Annotated in this window: 11 protein-coding genes and 2 riboswitches; of the genes, 3 read left to right on the plus strand and 8 right to left on the minus strand. The window is 65.9% G+C overall.

The features are described from left to right. Positions 1-23: 23 nt before the first annotated feature. A riboswitch (cobalamin riboswitch) is annotated at positions 24-247 on the minus strand. A 63-nt stretch (positions 248-310) separates the two neighbouring features. From bluB to MJ601_RS16205, 6 genes are all read right to left on the minus strand, one after another. Then, positions 311-919, minus strand: a complete 609-nt coding sequence (gene bluB, locus MJ601_RS16180) for a 5,6-dimethylbenzimidazole synthase (protein ID WP_348635592.1) — start codon at positions 917-919, stop codon at positions 311-313. A 17-nt stretch (positions 920-936) separates the two neighbouring features. Further along, the gene (gene cobO / locus MJ601_RS16185; protein ID WP_242128268.1) at positions 937-1542 is read right to left on the minus strand and encodes a cob(I)yrinic acid a,c-diamide adenosyltransferase; all 606 of its coding nucleotides are present in this window, start codon (positions 1540-1542) and stop codon (positions 937-939) included. Continuing rightward, positions 1539-5273, minus strand: a complete 3735-nt coding sequence (gene cobN, locus MJ601_RS16190) for a cobaltochelatase subunit CobN (RefSeq protein WP_242128270.1) — start codon at positions 5271-5273, stop codon at positions 1539-1541. Before cobN ends, cobO begins: the two co-directional genes overlap by 4 nt. Further along, positions 5273-6310 (minus strand): cobalamin biosynthesis protein CobW, encoded by a 1038-nt coding sequence (gene cobW / locus MJ601_RS16195; RefSeq protein WP_242128271.1) that lies wholly within the window; start codon positions 6308-6310, stop codon positions 5273-5275. Before cobW ends, cobN begins: the two co-directional genes overlap by 1 nt. After that, positions 6307-7389 (minus strand): HoxN/HupN/NixA family nickel/cobalt transporter, encoded by a 1083-nt coding sequence (locus MJ601_RS16200; RefSeq protein ID WP_242128273.1) that lies wholly within the window; start codon positions 7387-7389, stop codon positions 6307-6309. The genes cobW and MJ601_RS16200 overlap by 4 nt, the downstream gene beginning before the upstream one ends. Positions 7390-7544: 155 nt before the next feature. Next, positions 7545-7771: riboswitch (cobalamin riboswitch) on the minus strand. 64 nt (positions 7772-7835) lie between these two features. Continuing rightward, positions 7836-8759 (minus strand): LysR substrate-binding domain-containing protein, encoded by a 924-nt coding sequence (locus MJ601_RS16205; RefSeq protein WP_242128275.1) that lies wholly within the window; start codon positions 8757-8759, stop codon positions 7836-7838. A gap of 289 nt (positions 8760-9048) precedes the next feature. Between MJ601_RS16205 and MJ601_RS16210 the strand changes: the two genes are divergently transcribed. Genes MJ601_RS16210 through MJ601_RS16220 form a run of 3 tightly spaced genes read left to right on the plus strand, consistent with a single transcriptional unit; the run spans position 9049 to position 14816 of the window. Beyond that, on the plus strand, positions 9049-12249 hold the full coding sequence (locus MJ601_RS16210; RefSeq protein WP_242128277.1) for an efflux RND transporter permease subunit: 3201 nt from the start codon (positions 9049-9051) through the stop codon (positions 12247-12249). Continuing rightward, entirely contained in the window at positions 12236-13432 is a 1197-nt protein-coding gene (locus MJ601_RS16215) for an efflux RND transporter periplasmic adaptor subunit (protein ID WP_242128279.1), read from the plus strand. Before MJ601_RS16210 ends, MJ601_RS16215 begins: the two co-directional genes overlap by 14 nt. Beyond that, positions 13422-14816 (plus strand): efflux transporter outer membrane subunit, encoded by a 1395-nt coding sequence (locus MJ601_RS16220; RefSeq protein ID WP_242128281.1) that lies wholly within the window; start codon positions 13422-13424, stop codon positions 14814-14816. Before MJ601_RS16215 ends, MJ601_RS16220 begins: the two co-directional genes overlap by 11 nt. A 24-nt stretch (positions 14817-14840) precedes the next feature. Here MJ601_RS16220 and MJ601_RS16225 read toward each other — a convergent pair whose 3' ends face one another. Continuing rightward, positions 14841-15083, minus strand: a complete 243-nt coding sequence (locus MJ601_RS16225; protein WP_242128283.1) for a hypothetical protein — start codon at positions 15081-15083, stop codon at positions 14841-14843. Positions 15084-15121: 38 nt separating this feature from the next. Continuing rightward, positions 15122-15325, minus strand: coding sequence for a hypothetical protein (locus tag MJ601_RS16230; RefSeq protein WP_242128285.1), 204 nt, complete (start codon positions 15323-15325; stop codon positions 15122-15124). Between the last annotated feature and the right edge of the window lie 3 nt (positions 15326-15328).

A 15328-nucleotide genomic window follows, 5' to 3' on the forward strand; every position in this document is an offset into this window, starting at 1 on the left:
GACCATCCCCTGGACCATGGCAAGAGCGACCCTTTGCGTACGGCAGGTCTCCTGGCTTGCGGGTCACAGCTTTGGCAGGGGCCTTCCCGGATCGCTCCAGTGGCTGACTTTCCCCGGTTCCCTGGGGGCGTCGTCCTTGCCTCGCTCGCCGCTCACAGTTGCAGGGACAGCCGCGGATTGGGAAGTTTCCTTCCGCACCGCATTCCCATTCAAGCCCTTTCAGGGCACCGACGCGATCGAATGGAACCAGCACCGCCGGTTCCAGCCGCGCTTCATAAGGCGAGTGGCAGCGAAAGGGAAGTGGGTTGGTCTATCGCGTGACGACCGTCGAATGCCAGTCGGTGCGATGTTCCCAGCCGCGCCTTTCCAGTTCGGGCGTGGCCTCCTCGCTGGTGGGATAGCCCAGGCACAAAAGGCCCAGGCAGCGCCAGCTTGGCGGGACTTCCAGCATCGCGTCGACCGTGGCGGGGTCGAGGATCGAGACCCAGCCCATGCCGATCCCGCGCGTGCGGGCGGCGAGCCAGAGGGTGTGGATCGCCATGACGCAACTGTAGCGGCGCGCTTCGGGCATGGTCATGGCGCCCAGCCGGTGGCCGGTTTCGGTGCCTTCGTCGCAATAGACCGCAAAGAGGGCCGGGGCTTCGCGCAGGCCGTGGAGCTTCAGGCTGCGATACAGCCTGTCTTCCTGCCCTTCATAGATTTTTCCGGCCCTGGCGACCTGTTCATCCACATGGGCGGCGAGCGCTTCGCGCAGGGCTGGCGTCGCGATCCGGACGAAGCGCCATGGCTGGGACAGGCCGACGGATGGCGCGCTATGGGCAAGGGCAAGCAGCCGGTCCACCTCCGCCTCATCCAGCGGGTCGCACAGAAAATGACGGACATCGCGGCGGGCGTGGATCAGATCCTCGAAGGCGGCGATGTCAAAGAGGGTCTGGGTCAGAATTCGATTCCTGCCTGAGCCTTCACGCCGCTGCGGAAGGGATGTTTGACAAGGGTCATTTCGGTGACGAGGTCGGCGGCCTCGATCAGTCCGTCGGGCGCGTTGCGGCCGGTGATGACGACATGCTTCATCGGGGCGCGGGCGGTCACGGCCTCCAGCACTTCCTCCAGCGGCAGATAGTCGTAGCGCAGCACGATGTTGAGCTCATCGGCCAAGACCATGTCGTAGCTGGGATCGGCAATCATTCTTTTCACCTCATCCCATGCTTCGCGGGCAAGGGCAATGTCACGCGTGCGGTCCTGGGTATTCCAGGTGAAGCCTTCGCCCATCGGCTTGAATTCCACCTGGTCGGGGAACGCATCGAACACGGCTTTTTCTCCCGTGGTCATGGCGCCCTTCACGAACTGGACGACGCCGACTTTACGGCCATGGCCGATGGAACGGACGACCATGCCCAGCGCGGCCGTGGTCTTGCCCTTGCCCTTGCCGGTGTGGACGATCAGCAGGCCCTTTTCCTGGGTCTTGGTCGCCATGATCTTGTCATGGGCGGCCTGCTTCTTCTTCATCTTTTCAGCATGTTGTTCGGGGGTGCGTTCGATCATGGGCGGTCTTCCTCGATGTCGGATAGGAGCATGGCGGCGCTGTTCGATCTGGGTTTCCACAAACCGCGGTCGAGTGCTTCGCGCAGGCGCGCGGCGGTTTCGCGCAGCGCGGCGGGGTTGGCCTCCGCCATGAAGGCGCGGACGGCCTCGTCCTCGATGAAGGCGGCGTGGACGGCGTCGAAATGATGATCCTTCACCGCATGGGTGGTCGCGGCGAAGGCGAAGAGATAATCGACCGAGGCGGCGATCTCGAATGCGCCCTTGTAGCCGTGGCGCATCATGCCCGCGATCCATTTGGGGTTGGTGACGCGCGCCCTGACGATGCGGCCGATCTCATCCTCCAGCGTGCGGACGACGGGGCGTTCCGGGCGGCTATGGTCGTTGTGGTAGGATAGCGGCCTCCTGCCCGAGAGATGCTCGACCGCAGCGGCGATGCCGCCCTCGAACTGGTAATAATCGTCGCTGTCGAGCAGGTCATGCTCGCGATTGTCCTGATTCTGGATCAGCGCGTCGGCCTGGGTCAGCCGCTCCGCGAACAGGCTGCGTTCGGCATCGCCCTCCACGCCGCCGCCATAGGCATAGCTACCCCAGTCGAGATAGACGTTGGCGAGGTCGGCACGGTCGTGCCAGATCTTCTCGTCGATCATCGCTTGCAGGCCAGCGCCATAGGCGCCGGGTTTCGAGCCGAAGACGCGGGCGCCTGCGCGGCGGGCGGCGGCCTTTTCGGGCGCGCCCTGCGCGATCAGGCCGGCGGTTTCGGCGTGGTGGCGGGCGGCGGCGGGATTGTCCTCCTCCGGCTCGTCCAGCGCCATGACGGCGCGGGCGGCGCTGTCCAGCAGGTCGATCTGCTCCGGGAAGGCGTCGCGGAAGAAGCCGGATACGCGGAAGGTGACGTCCACGCGGGGGCGGTTCAGTTCGGCGAGCTTCATTACCTCGAAGCCGGTGACGCGGCCCGAGGCCCAGTCCCATTTTGGGCGGACTCCCATGAGGGCGAGCGCCTGCGCTATGTCGTCGCCGCCGGTGCGCATATTGGCTGTGCCCCATGCCGACAGGGCGATGGCGCTGGGATAGGCGCCCTCGCGCTGGAGATAGTCCTGCACGATGAGTTCGGCGGAACGCTGGCCAAGGTTCCATGCGGCGACCGTGGGCACGGCGCGGGTGTCGACCGAATAGAAGTTGCGGCCGGTGGGCAGGACGTCCGGGCGCCCTCTGGTGGGCGCGCCCGATGGGCCGGGGAGGACGAAGCGGCCATCGAGCGCGGCGAGAAGGGCGGCCCTTTCGGCGTCGCCGCAAGCCGCGACGCGGGGGGCGAGATCAGTTTCGATCGCGGCGAGGACGGCCGCGCTGTGCGGACCGGGCGGGGACGCGCCGCCGTCGAGCAGGTGGATGGCGAGGAGTTCCAGACGCTCGACCGTATCGCCGGTGGTGCGCCATGGCGAGAGGGTGAGGTCTTGCAGCAGCGGGGGCCGGGGACCAGACCATGGCGTGCCCATGGTGCAGTCGAGCGGGTCGAAATCCAATGCCAGATCGTTGGCCAGAGCGCGCGGAAGGGACTGCTGGCCGTCATGGTCCAATCCGCGCGGACAACGGGCAAGCGCGATCAGCAGGTCGCGGCGGAGTTCGGCTTCCGGGCTTCGGGTGAAGACATGCAGCCCGTTGCGGATCTGCATTTCCTTGAGATCGCAGAGATAATTGTCGATGGCGGCGAGAGCATCCTCTCCATTGCCTTGCGCGCCCGCGTCCTTGTCGAGACCCTGGGAGGCGGCAAGGGTGATTATGTCCTTGCGCAGCGTTTCCAGGCGGCGCGGGTCCATGCCGGCGGCGAGATAATATTCGTCGACCAGCGCCTCCAGTTCCTTGAGCGGGCCATAGGTTTCCGCGCGGGTGAGAGGCGGCGTCAGATGATCGATGATGCAGGCGCCGATGCGGCGCTTCGCCTGCGTGCCCTCGCCTGGATCGTTGACGATGAAGGGGTAGATTTGCGGGACCGGCCCGGCGCAGATTTCCGGGAAGCAGTTTTCCGACAGGGCGATGGCCTTGCCGGGCAACCATTCCAGATTGCCATGCTTGCCGACATGGACGACGGCGTGCGCTTCGAACGCCTGCGCCAGCCAGAGATGGAAAGCGAGATAGGCGTGGGGCGGGGGCAGGGCCGGGTCGTGATAGCTGGCCTTGGGATCGATATGATAGCCGCGTGAGGGCTGGACCGCGACCGCGACCTTGCCGAAGCGGTGGACGGGGAGGTGGAAGGCGCCATCATGGAAGAAGGGGTCGTCTTCCGGTTTTCCCCAGCGGATCTGGATGGCTTCGCGGGCGCTAGGAGGAAGGGTGGCGAGGGCGGCGCAATAGGCGGGGAGGGACAGGGCGACTTCTCCACGCTTGCCGGGCGTCGCGTTGGTGATGCCCCCTGTCATGTGGCGCATCAGGGTTGCGCCGTCGGTGGGCGCGTCGCCGGTATCATAGCCGCTTTCAGCAAGGGCGTTCAGGATCGCGGCGGCGCTGGCGGGGGTATCAAGGCCGACGCCATTGCCGATGCGGCCATCCTTGTTGGGATAGTTGGCGAGGACCAGCGCGACGTTGCGATCCGCCGGGCGGGAGCGGCGTAGTTTTGCCCAATTTACAGCAAGCTGTGATACGAAGCTCACGCGATCTTCAAGGATGCGCGGGACGATGATGCTGCATTCCGTGCGCTGGTCGAAGCGGGCGGCGGCCTTGAAGGCGACCGCGCGGGTGAAGAGGCGGCCATCCACTTCAGGCAGGGCGATGTGCATGGCAAGGTCGCGAGGGCCGAGGCCGCGCGCGCTTTCCTGCCATGCGCCCTGTTCGGCACTGGCGAAGATGGTCTGGAGGATCGGGCAATCGGCTCGTTCGAGGATCGAGGGAGTGCGCGGCTCGCCAGGGGCGCTGGCGGTGAAAGCCGTGGCGTTGAGGATGACGTCCGGCGGGCATGTTGCCATCAGGCCTTGCAGGAAGTCTCTCGCAAAGGGTTCCCGCAAGGCGCGGACATGCACGGGAAGGACGTTGAGCCCCGCCGCTTCGAGGCCAGCAATCATGGCATCCACCGCTTCCAGCGTCCCGGCGATGAGGAGGGCGCGGTAGAAGAGGAAGAGGGCGGTGGGGCGGCCTGCGGTCCAGCGGGCCTTGACCTGATCCAGCGTGGGTCGGTCGGTGCCGGGAAGGTAGAGGCCCGCATCGGCGACCGGCACCGGTGCATCGGGCGGACCTGCGTCAAGGCCGGCGAGGCGCGCGGCGCTTTTCAGGAAGGCAACAGCGTTGGCAACGCCGCCCTGGCGCAGATAGTCGCGGAGCTGGTCGCAGCTTTCGGGCGGCAGGGTGGAGGCAGCGCGCAGTTCCGGGTCATCTTCCCGGCCGTCGGCTATGGCGGCGAAGGCGATGCCCTTGTTGCGGGCCATATTGGCAATTTCTTCAATGCCATAGGACCAATAGCTCTTGCCGCCTAGCAGGACCACGCAGACGAATTTCGCTCTGGTGATGACATTTTCGACATAGAGGTCGACGGAATAAGGGTGTTTCAGTTGCAGCAGGTTGGCGAGGCGGATGGTGGGGGCCGCATCGCCCAGTTCCTGTGCCAGCGCGGCGGCGGCACTGGCGAAGCAGGCCAGTTCGCTGTCCGCCACGGTCAGCAGCACCATGTCTCCCGGCGACTGGCCGAGGTCGATGGCCTCGTCCCCGTTGGAGACGGTGCCGGGCGTGGCGGTCAGCAGGTGCATCAGGCGGCAACCATCTGGGCGCCCAGTGCGGCGGCGATAGCGGCGCGGTCGAGGCCTTGCTGGCCAATCACCACGAGACGCGAGGCGCGGGATTCCTGCGCCTGCCACGGACGGTCATAATGATGCTGGATGCGGGGACCCACGGCTTGCAGGACCAGGCGGGCCGCGCGATCCTTGACCGCGAGAAAGCCCTTCACCCGCAATATGTCGTGCGCGGCGATGGTTTCGGCCAGCGCCTCCAGCAGCGGCTCGGGGCTGCCCAATTCTCCGACATTGACGATGAAGCTTTCGAAATCGTCATGGTCGTGATCCTCCTCATCATCATGATGGGAGGGGCGTGCGTCGATCTGGTCTTCCACGCCAGCGTCGAGGCCGAGCAGGATGGCGGGGTCGATCTGTCCTCTGGCGGTGCGGATGATGCGGACGCCTGGCCGGATGTCCCCAGCCAGATCCTGTTCCAGCGTGGCGAGGCTGTCGGCGGGCACCAGATCGCTCTTGTTGAGCAGGACAAGGTCGGCGCAGGCCAACTGGTCCTCGAACAGTTCCTCGATCGGGCTGTCATGGTCCAGCGTCGGGTCCGCGGCGCGGGTGGCGGCGAGCGCCGCCTCGTCATGGGCGAAGCGGCCCGCGGCCAGCGCATCGGCATCGATCAGGGCGATCACGCCGTCGACCGTCGCGCGGGTGCGGATATCGGGCCACTGGAACGCCTTGACCAGCGGCTTGGGCAGGGCGAGGCCGGAGGTTTCGATGATGATATGGTCGGGCGGCACCGGGCGGTCGAGCAAGCGCTGCATGGTCGGCAGGAAATCGTCCGCCACGGTGCAGCAGATGCAGCCATTGGCCAGTTCGATGATGTCCTCGTCGGGGCAGGCTTCGTCGCCGCAACCCTTCACCAGCGCGCCGTCGACGCCGACATCACCGAACTCGTTGATGATGAGGGCGAGACGGCGGCCGCCCGCATTTTCGATCAGATGGCGGATAAGGGTGGTCTTTCCGGCGCCCAGAAAGCCGGTGATGACGGTGGCGGGAATTTTCATGCGGAATATCCTTGGTTGGCGTGGACGACCTCGATCTCGTCAAAGCCTTTCCAGCGGTAGATGGCCCAGCTCACGATCCAGCAGGCCGCGAACAGGCCGACGATGAAGAAGCCCAGGCTGTTGAAATGCTCGCCCAGATCGGCGGCCAAGGTCCAGATGCCGCCGCTGAGGCCGAGCTTGTCGCCCAGCAGGGCGGCCGCCTCGATCCCGCCGATGAGAATGGCGACGATGGCCGACACGAGCGTGATGGTGATGTTGTAGTAGAGTTTGCGGATCGGCTTGACGAAAGCCCATTGATAGGCGCCCATCATCAGTGCGCCGTCGGCCGTGTCAATCAGTGCCATGCCCGCCGCGAAGAGCAGGGGGAAGATGAGGACGGTCGCGATCGACAGGCCGTTCGCCGCCTGCCCGGCCGAGAGGCCGAGAATGGCGACTTCGGTCGCCGTGTCGAAGCCGAGGCCGAAGAGGAAGCCGAGCGGTGCCATGTGCCAGCTCCGTGTAACCAGCCGGAACAGCGGCTTGAAGATGCGCGCCAGAAAGCCGCGATTGCCGAGAAGAATATCCATATCCTCATCGGCATAAGCGCCACCATTGCGAACATGGTTGAAGGTCTTGAGAACCGATCTCAGGATGATGATGTTCATCGCGGCGATGGTGAAGAGGAAGGTCGCGGAAATGATCGTCGCGATGGTGCCGCCAATGGCGCCTGCCGCCTCGACCCGACTCAGCGCATTGGCGGCGACGGCGATGGTGACGGCGGCGATCAGGACGATGCCGCTATGGCCGATGGCGAACCAGAAGCCGACGGTCAGCGGCCGCTGGCCATCCTGCATCAGCTTGCGCGTCACATTGTCGATGGCGGCGATGTGATCGGCATCGACCGCGTGGCGCAGCCCGAGGCTCCATGCGAGCAGGGCCGTGCCCAGCATCATCGTGTTGCCCGCGAAGATCAGAAAGGCCCATATCCAGCAGGCGAGATTGGCGGCGATCAGCGCGGCGAACATGCCCGTCGCGCGGCGGCGCAGCAGGCCCGGCGCCACGGCCGTGCCCGAAATGGGCAGGTTGGAAACACTTGTCATCAGGGACGATCCCCCGTCGGCGTCGGCGAAACCGGACGGGAGCAGCCTTCATGCCGGGCGGACGCCAGAGCGCCCGGCATGCGGACAGCAGCTCCCGCTGCTTCAAGCGTCGCTCAGACGGAGTACCGTGCCGCGGCCATCCCCTGGACCAAGGCAAGAGCGACCATACGCAGGCAGGTTTCCTGGCTTGCGGGTCGCAGCTCGACGCATGGCCTTCCCAGGCCTCGCAGGATTTAGCGTCCGGCCCAGTGGCTGATCCCCTGGGCGGCCCCAGGGCATCGATATGCGTCTCGCTCACCGCTTACAGTTGCAGGGACAGCTGCGGCTTTACCGCATTCCCTATTAAGCCCCTTGGGAGGGCACCGGCGCGATCAGTGAAAAATGGCCGGAGCCAGATTTCGCGGCACTGCATAGAGGCTGGGACGGGGAATGGGAAGGGGGCTAATCTATACCGGTCCGGCGATGTCCGGCATCTCCGCCGACCGCTGTTCTTCCAGCAGGGTCTGGAGGAAAGCGCGCCCGGTCGGCGAAATATCCTCATGGTGGATCAGCCAGAGCGAACTCATGACCGGCACGTCGAAGGGCCGGTTGACCACATTGTCGACATGCAGCCGCGCCATCGACTGGGCGATGACGGTGGGGCCGAAGCCCGCCGCGACCAGGCCGAGCAGCGTGGCGAGGCTGCGCGCCTCGTGGGAGATTTTGGGGGTGAAACCGGCGCTGGCGCAGAGCGCCAGGAAATGCTCGGTGAAACCGGCGCCGTTGGGGGCGCCGTAGAGCACCAGCGGTTCGTCCGCCAGATCGGCGATGGCGGGTGGTGCCGACCGCAGCGCCAGCCAATGGTCGGCGCGCAGGGCGAGGACCATTTCCTCCTTCAACAGGCATTGCGACACCATGCCTTCGGGGAGGACCGGCGCTTCGAAATCACGGACGATGCCCATGTCGAACTGGCGGCTGCGGACGCTTTCGACCTGTTCGTCGCGTCCCTGTTCGCGCAGGATCAGTTCGACATTCGGGTAGGTCTGGCGAAAGCGGTAGAGGGCGCGGGCCACCGGAGGCACGAACGGGCCGGAGGTGGTGAAGGCAAGTCCGAGATGACCGATCTCCGCACGATGGGCCATGCGGGCGATCTGGGCCGCCCGATCGGCCTGGGCGATCGTCTGCCGGGCCTCCGGTTCGAAAAGCTGGCCTGCCTCCGTCAGGCGTACCCGCCGGCTGGTCCGGTCGAACAGCCGGACGCCCAATTCCTCCTCCAGGGCGCGGATCTGCTGACTGAGTGGCGGTTGGGAAATGCCCAGGCGCAGCGCGGCCCGGCCGAAATGCATTTCTTCGGCGACGCAGAGGAAGTAGCGGAGGTGGCGAAGGTCCATGGAATCATGTCGTTCAGGCTATCGATCATGCCATATTATATATTAGACGCAGAAGAACCAAGGGCGCATGGGCGATCCGGATGTGGCGGCGCTTGACGATCGTCAGGCCGATGTGCGCGGGTTATGCCCCCTCATGCCGCAGCACTCCGTCGATGTACGGAAGGCGCCGTCACATTCTTGCGCATTTCCCGCGCTGCTTCGTCTCTGCGTCTCGGGGGCGGAAGAGGATCAGGAAAGGCAGGGTGATATGCGCCGCAGCGCCTGCCGCGACGCATCGGTGGAGTCGTGAATGATCGGTATCGTCAAGCTTGCCCTGCATCGCCCGCTTACCTTCATCGTGATGGCGATCCTCATCGCGATCGGGGGGATATTGGCGGCGGTGCGCACGCCGGTCGACATCTTCCCCAATATCCGCATTCCGGTCGTCGCCGTCGCCTGGCAATATTCCGGCCTTTCGCCCGAGGACATGGGGAACAGGATCGTCAGCCCCTACGAACGGGTCCTGACCACGACGGTCAATGATATCGAACATATTGAGAGCCAGTCGCTGCAGGGCATCGGCATCATCAAAATCTATTTCCAGCCGGGGGCCGATATCCGTACGGCCACGGCGCAGGTCACATCCATTTCCCAGACGGTGCTGCGCCAGATGCCGCCGGGCATCACCCCGCCGCTGATCCTGAACTACAGCGCGTCGACCGTGCCGATTCTTCAACTGGCACTGTCGGGCAAGGGACTGTCCGAACAGCAGTTGTTCGACCTGGGCGTCAATCAGATCCGCCCGCCATTGGTCACCATTCCGGGGCTGGCCATGCCCTTCCCGTCCGGAGGCAAGCAAAGGCAGGTGCAGATCGACCTCAACCCGCTGGCGCTTCAGTCCAAGGGGCTTTCCGCCCAGGATGTGGGCAACGCCATCGCCGCGCAGAACCAGATCAACCCGGCGGGTTTCGTGAAGATCGGGGAGACGCAATATAGCGTGAGGCTGAACAACGCCCCGCAGTCGATCGAAGCCTTGAACGACCTGCCGGTCAAGGTGGTGAACGGCGCGACCATCACCATGCGCGACGTCGCTCATGTGCGTGACGGCAGCGGCCCGCAGCAGAATGTCGTGCATGTCGAAGGCAGCCGGTCGGTGCTGCTGACGGTGCTGAAGAACGGCGCGACTTCCACCCTCTCCATCGTCCAGGGGGTGAAGGACAAGCTGCCGCAGATTGCCGCGACGCTGCCGGACAATCTGAAGATCCTGCCCATCGGCGACCAGTCGCTGTTCGTGAAGGCGGCGGTGGAAGGCGTCATTCAGGAAGGCGCGATCGCGGCTGCGCTGACGTCGATGATGATCCTGCTGTTCCTGGGTTCCTGGCGATCGACCGTCATCATCGCCCTGTCGATACCGCTCGCCATATTGGCGGCGATCGCGGCGCTGGCGGCATTCGGCCAGACGCTGAACGTCATGACGCTGGGCGGGCTGGCGCTGGCGGTGGGCATATTGGTCGACGATGCAACGGTGACGATCGAGAATATCAACTGGCATCTGGAACAGGGCAAGGGGGTCTGGGACGCGATCCTGGACGGTGCCGCGCAGATCGTGACCCCGGCCTTCGTCTCGCTGCTGTGCATCTGCATCGTGTTCGTGCCGATGTTCTTCCTGCCCGGCGTCGCGGGGTTCCTGTTCGTGCCCATGGCATTGTCCGTTATCTTCGCCATGGTTGCGTCCTTCATCCTGTCGCGTACGCTGGTCCCGACCATGGCCATGTATCTACTCAAGCCCCATCTTGGGCATGGCGACGAATCCGCGGCCGCTGCGGCGGGATCGGATAATATGTTCGCGCGGTTCCAGCGCGGGTTCGAGCGTCGCTTTTCCCGCCTGCGCAGCGACTATGTCGGGCTGCTGAACCGGGCGTTGAATGCGCGCAGACCCTTTCTGGCGGGTTTTCTGGCGGTGGTGCTGCTGTCCTTCGGCCTGTTGCCGATGCTGGGCAGCAATTTCTTTCCCTCGGTCGATTCGGGCCAGATCGCCATGCATGTCCGCGTGCCGGTGGGGGCGCGGATAGAGGATACGTCCGCCCGCTTCGAACGCATCGCCCGCGAAGTCCGCTCGCTCGTCCCGGCGGAGGAACTGGCGTCGATCACCGACAATATCGGCCTGCCGGTCAGCGCCATCAACGCAGTCTACAACAATAGCGGAACCATCGGCCCGCAGGATGGCGACATGATGATCGCGCTGACGAAGGATCACCGGCCGACCGGCGAGATCGTGGCCATGCTGCGCCGCGAACTGCCGCGCCGCTTTCCTGGCACGACCTTCTCCTTCCTGCCGGCCGATATCACCAGCCAGATCCTGAATTTCGGCGCGCCCGCCCCGATCGACATCCAGATCGCGGGCAAGAATGTCGCCGCCAACCGTGTCTATGCGCAAAAGCTGCTTGCCAGGATTTCCTCCATTTCCGGCCTGGCCGACGCGCGCATCCAGCAGCCGGGGCGCTCGCCGCAGCTCGATGTCGAGGTGGACCGTTCGCGTGTCGGCCAATATGGGCTGTCGGAACGGGATGTGACCACCAGCCTTGCCAGCCAGCTCGCGGGGACTTCGCAGACCGCGCCCGTGTTCTTCGTGAACCCGGAAAATGGCATCCAATATCCGGTGGTCGCGCAGGCGCCGGAATATCTGGTCGGGTCGATCAGCGACCTCAGCAACGTGCCGGTGTCGGGCAGCGCGGCGGGAACGGTGGTGCAGCCTTTGGGCGGACTGGCCACCATCAAGCGGTCGAACACCGTGCCGGTCGTGTCCCACTATAATATCGCGCCGGTACTCGACATCTTCGCGACGACGCAGGGGCGTGATCTGGGCGCGGTGGCAGGCGACGTGCAGCGGGCGATCAAATCGCTGGAGGCTGAACAGCCCAAGGGCGCCACCGTCACCATCCTGGGCCAATATGCGACGATGAACACCGCCTTTTCGGGTCTGGGCTGGGGCCTGGCCGGGGCGATCATCCTCATCTACCTGCTGATCGTCGTCAATTTCCAGAGCTGGGTCGACCCCTTCGTCATCATCACCGCATTGCCTGCCGCCCTGGCCGGGATCGTGTGGATGCTGTTCGTCACCGGCACGACCCTGTCGGTTCCGGCGCTGACCGGGGCGATCATGTGCATGGGCGTGGCGACCGCCAACTCCATCCTGGTCGTGAGCTTCGCGCGGGAGAAGCTGGCCGAACTGGGCGACGCCACCCAGGCGGCGATGGAGGCGGGCATGGTCCGCTTCCGTCCCGTGCTGATGACCGCGCTCGCGATGATCATCGGCATGGCGCCGATGGCGCTGGGCCTGGGCGATGGCGGCGAGCAGAATGCGCCGCTGGGCCGGGCGGTCATCGGCGGGCTGATCTGTGCCACCATAGCGACCCTGTTCTTCGTTCCCACCATCTTTGCCTTCGTCCATCGCAAGCATGGACGGAAGGCGCCCTCCATGGAAATGCAGCCGAGCCATGTCCGAGCATAATCCCCCGATCGACAATCCCGAGGCCCAGGGCCCGGACAGCCGCACCCTGAAGCGCGTGGGAATCGGCGCGGCGGTGGTGGCCCTCGCCCTTGTCGGCTTCGGCATCGCATCGCGGATCAGCGCGACCAACGAACTGAAGCAGGTCGCAGCGGACTCGTCCATTCCGACCGTGACGGTCATCTCGCCGAAGGCCGCCAGCCAGGGGGACGCGCTGGTGCTGCCGGGCAATGTGCAGGCCTATAACAGCGCCGCGATCTTTGCCCGGACCAACGGCTATGTGCGGCGCTGGCTGGCGGATATCGGCGATCATGTGCGGGCCGGGCAGCCGCTCGCCATTCTCGACGCGCCGGAGGTGGACCAGCAACTGGCGCAGGCACAGGCCGATTACCAGACGGCGCTGGCCAATGAACGGCTCGCCGCGACCACGTCCAGGCGCTGGGCCTCGATGCTGGCGCAGGATGCCGTGTCGCGGCAGGAGGCGGATGAGAAGGCGGGCGATCTTGCCGCGCGCCGGGCGCTGTCCAACGCCGCACTCGCCAATGTGAAGCGGTTGCAGGCCTTGCAGGGCTTCACTCGATTGTCCGCGCCTTTCAGCGGGGTTGTCACCAGCCGGTCGGCGCAGATCGGCGCGCTGGTGGTGGCGGGCAACGCCGCCGCGCAGCCGCTGTTCACCGTGTCCGACATCCACCGGATGCGCATCTATGTCCGGGTGCCGCAGGGCTATTCCGCATCGATCCGGCCCGGTATGACAGCCAGCCTGACACTGCCCGAATATCCGGGACGGACCTTCCAGGCGACGCTGACCAGCAGTTCGGGCGCGGTCGACGCGCAATCGGGCGCCGTGCTGGTGCAGTTGCAGGCCGATAATGGCGATGGGGCGCTGAAGCCCGGCGCCTTCGCGCAGGTCAGCTTCAAGGTCGGGGCCGGTGCCGGCACCGGCGTCACCCTGCCGGGCAGCGCGATCCTCTACGGCAATGAAGGGCCAACGGTGGTGGTGGCCGGTGCCGATGGGCGCGTGACGGTGAAGCCGGTGATCATCGCCCGCGACGAGGGCAATATGGTGCAGATCTCGGGCGGGATCGGCCCGAACGACCGGGTGATCGACACGCCCCCGGACGCGATTCGCAGTGGGGACCGGGTGCGTGTGCAGGCCGCCGCGAAGGAGGCGCCCCATGGCCGTTGACGGCAGGGCCGCAGCCCTGTTGCTGGCGCTGCTGACCGGCTGCTCCATGGCGCCGGCCTATCGGCCCCCGGCCACCGCCGTGCCGCAGGCCTTCAAGGAGGTGGAGGGTTGGACGACCGCCACGCCGATGGACGGCGCACCGCGCGGGAAATGGTGGGAAGCCTTCAACGACCCGGTGCTGAACGATCTGGAGGAGCGGGCGGAACAAGCCAGTCCGACGCTCGGCGCCGCGCTGGCGCGCTACGACCAGGCGCGCGCGGCGGTGCAGGCCGAAAGCGCCGATCTGTTCCCGGACATCGGCGTCGGCGGCTCCGCCAGCAGGAACCGTCTGTCGCAAGGGCGGCCGGGCAGTAATGGATCCGTGGCCCGCTACGATGATGTCAGGGTGGGCGGATCGCTGGCCTATGAACTGGATCTTTGGGGTCGTATCCGCAACAGCGTGAAAGCGGCGCGGGCCGATGCGCAGGCCAGCGGCGCCGATCTGGGATCGGCCCGGCTCAGTCTTCAGGCGGCGGTGGCCGACGCCTATGCGCGGCTGCGGGGGCTGGATGCCGAGGCGGCCTTGCTGAACCAGACCGTGGACGCCTTCGGCAAGGCCTATCGGCTTACGGCGACGCGGCACGACGGCGGCATTGCGTCGGGGATCGATGTCAATCGGGCCAGGACCGTGCTCGACAATGCCCGGGCCCAGATATCCGCTGTCGCCAACGAGCGCGCGGCGACCGAGCATGAGATTGCGGCGCTGGTGGGGGCGGTCGCCTCCGACTTTTCCATTCCGGTAAGGGTGCAGCCGCTGGTGGCTCCGTCCCTGCCCGCGGGTGCGCCATCGCAGTTGCTGCAGCGGCGGCCGGACATCGCGGCGGCCGAGCGGCGCATGTTCGCTGCCAATGCGCGGATCGGGGTAGCCAGGGCGGCCTTCTTCCCGACGCTGACGCTGGGGCTGTCGGGGGGATATGAAACCACCAACGGCCAGTTGTTCAGCGCCCCCAACAGCTTCTGGGGACTGGGCCCGGCAGCGGCGGTTCTGGCCCTGTTCGATGGCGGGCGGCGCGCCGCGCAGGTGAAGATATCCCGCGCCGAATATGAGGAATTGAGCGCCGATTATCGCCAGACCGTCCTCACCGCCTTCCGCCAGGTGGAGGATGCGATCGCGGCCAACCGGCTTCTGGCCGAACAGGCCGTCGATCAGCGCGGCGCGGCGACGGCGGCGGGGCGGACCAGCGATCTGGCGCTGACCCGCTATCGCGATGGTGCATCCGACTATCTGGAAGTGGTCACGGCGCAGACCGATGCGCTGGACGCGCAACGGGCGCTGCTGGCGGTGGAGACGCAGCGGATGCGGGCGAGCATCGCGCTGGTGAGGGCGCTGGGCGGACCGGTTTAGGCTCCAGGCCTAAAACCCGCCCCTCTAATGGACCTCAGCCTTCAGCCGCTCCACCAGCTTCTCGATCTCATAGGGTTCCAATATCCAGGTGCGGGTCTTGCGGCCCTCGCGGTGGACAGGCTGGGTCAGCAGGACACGCGCCTGCTCCTTCGCATGGGGCTTGAAGATGGCAAAATGCTGGGCGCAATCGCGGATCGTGCCGATGATCGGCGCCTTGCCGTCAAGGTCGATCATGGTGGCTGGCTGGTCCCAGGGAATGGAGAGCATGGTTGATCCTGTCCTGAACGATGAAGCGGTCAGCGCCGCTAGCGGATGACGTGGCGGAAGCCGATCGGCTGGTGGAAGTCCACGGCCTGCGGATGGCAGGCAGCGGGGCGGGAGCACCGGCAATCGTGCGGTGCGCGGAGATGGGAACCGCACTTCAGCACTTCGGCCTGGGCAATCTCCGCGAAAGCGCCGCCTTCGATGAAGCGCTTGCCTTGCGTGACGGAAACCGGTGCGTCGATCATGGA

This window comes from Sphingobium trunci, assembly GCF_022664535.1.
Classification (GTDB): Bacteria; Pseudomonadota; Alphaproteobacteria; order Sphingomonadales; family Sphingomonadaceae; genus Sphingobium.